The sequence below is a fragment of the Kaistella pullorum genome, from assembly GCF_014837035.1.
In the GTDB taxonomy this organism is placed as follows: domain Bacteria; phylum Bacteroidota; class Bacteroidia; order Flavobacteriales; family Weeksellaceae; genus Kaistella; species Kaistella rhinocerotis.
In genome coordinates this window covers 1-3,313 of sequence record NZ_JACSPS010000013.1, presented here as the reverse complement: position 1 = coordinate 3,313, position 3,313 = coordinate 1, and the positions used below count along the sequence as shown (strand labels likewise).

Below are 3,313 nucleotides of genomic sequence, written 5' to 3'. Positions count from 1 at the left end.
CGGTTTTTGTACGGAGATCTGGGGCAGCAGCCGCAACCCTCCATATATGCCGGACGTTAGCAACAATTTGAACAAAACAAGAAAATGGGAATATTTGACTTATTTAAGAAAGACAAAGAAAGTATAGATTGTAATACGATTAAAGATTCAACGGACTTATATCCGCAGAATTCCATTTCAGTTGTTATGGTTCAAACGGACTCTGGAAAACCAGCAACCGGGTGGGTCGACTTGGCTTATGTCGATTATAAATACAAAAAATGCTGTCCTTTTAATTTGCAATTCAATATTGAGATTTCTGACAATCAAGTAGAATCGGATGAATTAGACTTTGGAACCATAGAAGACTACTTTATAAATGAACTAAAAAAGGGTTGTATTACTCATCCTGTTGCAAGAGTTGCAACGGACTTTGGATTTATTATGGATATGTATGTGGACAATGCCGAATTTGCATCACAAAAACTTGCTGAAATGTATGAAGACCCAAATAAACTGGTTGAATTTGGATGCGGATTTAATAATGACCCGAAATGGAAAGAATATAATAGAATAACTAAACTAACGAAATAAAAACTGTTGCTAACAGCAGCTACCCAAAAGTGGCGGTTCAGTGGTTAAACCAAGCATTGTGCTTATATCAAAGTTTCTGCTTGGTTGAAAGTGAATCGCTTCGAAATCGCCACCTTCGGGTAGCTGCAAAACGTTATCTGTAATATCACCGAGAAACCGCCAATGAAATTTATAGCAATTTTCCTCCAATTTTTAGCAACATACTTTTTGATGCTATCATTTATGACATTTGGATTTTTGCAAAATAAAAAAATGGCAGAAATTTTTGTGGGAAACCGAAATTTTGACGACATAAAAACACATTTCAGAATTCAACATTTTGGAGGAATTGAATTAAGTAATTTCGCTTCAACATCACATTTTATGGGACTTTTAGGAATCCTAATTTCTCTCACTATTTGTTTTTTAATTCTCCGGAATGTGGGGAAAAAGTGGATTTTTATTATGATTATATTTCTGACTAATGTATTTGTTTTATATCAAAAAAAGTTCGCTAAACCTACTGAATTGTTAGATTGTAATCCATTGAATATTGGTATTGTTCCAAATGTATTAATAACAGGAATTTTGCTATTTTCTATTGCGACTATATTATTTTACGCAAGCAAAAAATCATTGAAATACATGAAAAAATAATTGCTACTACAGATAACAAGCTATTTCTATTAGCGGGGTTGAAGTTTACATTATAAAGATTCTCGCTGGTTGTACATTTCGTTATATTTACAGAAACCCGTTATAATAAGCCCCGCCAACAGAAATACCCAACCGTTAGCAGAAATTTTATCCAAACAAACTTCGAATATTGAATTTCAAACAAATTTTAACTTCAAATTTTCTTTTATTTTGTTCATTGATATTTGGACAACAAAACATTCATTATCAAAACGGAGAGAAAATTATCAATGAAAAGATTGAAAAATATCACAAAATAGATACACTAGATTATTATTCTCCCGTTAAAGCAACTCTAGAAAACAGGACTTTAGATTTTGAAGTATATAGAAATGAAGGTGAAATGACAGTACGAAATGTCGAAAAGCAAACTTTTGGAAATGGCGGAATGAGTGTTTACAAATTTGTAAATAAGGAAACAAAAAAACTGCTAAAAATTGAATATTATCAGACTAAACATTTATACTCAGATCAAAATCTCAAGAGATATTTAAATTCTGAAATTCAAAAAATTTCAATATTTTTTGATGAAAATAACAAACCTGATTTTGCAAAAATTTTGGAAAATCAATACACTTCTGAAAAAGTAATTTCAAGTCAAATTTATTATTTGAATCTATCGGAAGAAAATGCTTATTACAAAAGTTCAGAATCAGAAAAACTGATTAAATATATCTTTCAAATTGTTACTGATTACAAATAAAAAAACTTCTGCTAACAAGGGTTTTGCAATAGTGGGGCGAAACTGTAAATTTCAACGGCAGTTCTTCGGTTCAATTTCTGTGCAAAATTGAAGATTTGTACTTCGATTGCCCCACCATCGCAAAGCCCCGAACGTTACCGCCCATACTACCTTCCGCCGGTCCAAAATCCGTTTTTGTAATTAATTCAGCATTGGAAATCCGGGCTTTTTCCGAGAGCATGACAACGGGTTCCGGCATTTCGTGATCACTAAGTCGCCCCGGTATTATGTTCCTCGCGCGTACGGGCGGTAACATCGTATATGGCGGATTGCGGAAGTCTGCTTTTGTATCAGAATTTTCGCTAAGTTTAAAGTCCGGATTTTGTACGGAGATCTGGGGCAGCAGCCGCAACCCTCCATATACGCCGGACGTTATCTGTAATTGCACAACGAAGATCCCGTATAGAAAATGAGTGAGAAAGAGAGCAAATTAGTTTCAATAATTATGTTTGCATTTTTTATAATGATTGTGGTTATGTATCATAAACAAAAAGATAATTCATTAATAAAAAATAGAAAATATACAATTGTAAAAATATTGAATTCAGAAGTTTTTGGGAAAAATTTCACAAAATATGAATTCTATTTCGAAGGAAAATATAGAAATAACACTTCAAACAGATTTCTTTACAAAAGTGAAAGAGATTCAATTATCGGAAAAAAAGTATTAATCGAATATGATAGTTTAGATTTAGACAATTCAGAAATAATATTTGGATATCAGATTCCTCAAAATATGTCTGAACCAAAAAATGGATGGAAAACAATTCCTAAAAACATAAAAAAAATCTATTAGAAATGTTTGATATTTTTACTGAACCAGCAAAACCATTTACATTATTTAGTTATTCTGATTTCGCTATGCTTGTTATTTTCAATATCCTACTCTATTTATTTTTAAGATGGAAAATGATAATTCTGAATAAGAAATTGAAAATAGCATTTATTCTTTTGTTCTTTCTAGTTTTTCCTTTCATTTCAAACAAAATAGAAATAAATAATGTTTACAAAAAATTCAAAATTGTTGATGCTTTTAATTTACTATATACATTGTTAAAAATTCCAATTTGGTGGCTTATTGGAATCCTGAATTATTATGCTATCAAAAAAATTAAAATCTAACATATTGCAACTACAGATAACATAGTATTTCTATTAGCGGGGGTTGAAGTTTACATCATGAAGATTTTAGGTAGTTGTTTATTTTGTTACATTTACAAAAAGTAGTTATAATAATCCCCGCCAACAGAAATACCCAACCGTTATAAGCCATTTTAATGACAACCATCGATACCAAAAGACATATCGAAATTAACGAAGGCT

5 protein-coding genes are annotated in these 3,313 nt (G+C 31.3%); 4 read left to right on the top strand and 1 reads right to left on the bottom strand.

What is annotated here, in order from left to right; all coding sequences use genetic code 11:
* The first annotated feature begins 84 nt into the window (after nt 1-84).
* The 3 genes from H9628_RS11765 (at nt 85) to H9628_RS11755 (ending at nt 1,951) form a co-directional block, all read left to right on the top strand.
* Nucleotides 85-573, top strand: a complete 489-nt coding sequence (locus H9628_RS11765; protein WP_049753346.1) for a hypothetical protein — start codon at nt 85-87, stop codon at nt 571-573.
* A 162-nt stretch (nt 574-735) separates the two neighbouring features.
* Entirely contained in the window at nt 736-1,209 is a 474-nt protein-coding gene (locus H9628_RS11760) for a hypothetical protein (protein WP_251834335.1), read from the top strand.
* A gap of 169 nt (nt 1,210-1,378) precedes the next feature.
* Complete coding sequence (locus H9628_RS11755; protein ID WP_251834334.1) at nt 1,379-1,951, top strand: hypothetical protein; 573 nt, start codon at nt 1,379-1,381, stop codon at nt 1,949-1,951.
* A 70-nt stretch (nt 1,952-2,021) separates the two neighbouring features.
* Here the strand turns inward: H9628_RS11755 and H9628_RS11750 are convergent, their stop codons facing one another.
* Nucleotides 2,022-2,378, bottom strand: coding sequence for a hypothetical protein (locus H9628_RS11750; RefSeq protein ID WP_251834333.1), 357 nt, complete (start codon nt 2,376-2,378; stop codon nt 2,022-2,024).
* Nucleotides 2,379-2,399: 21 nt separating this feature from the next.
* Here H9628_RS11750 and H9628_RS11745 point away from each other — a divergent pair, with 21 nt between their 5' ends.
* Nucleotides 2,400-2,786, top strand: coding sequence for a hypothetical protein (locus H9628_RS11745; protein ID WP_251834332.1), 387 nt, complete (start codon nt 2,400-2,402; stop codon nt 2,784-2,786).
* Nucleotides 2,787-3,313 lie beyond the last annotated feature (527 nt).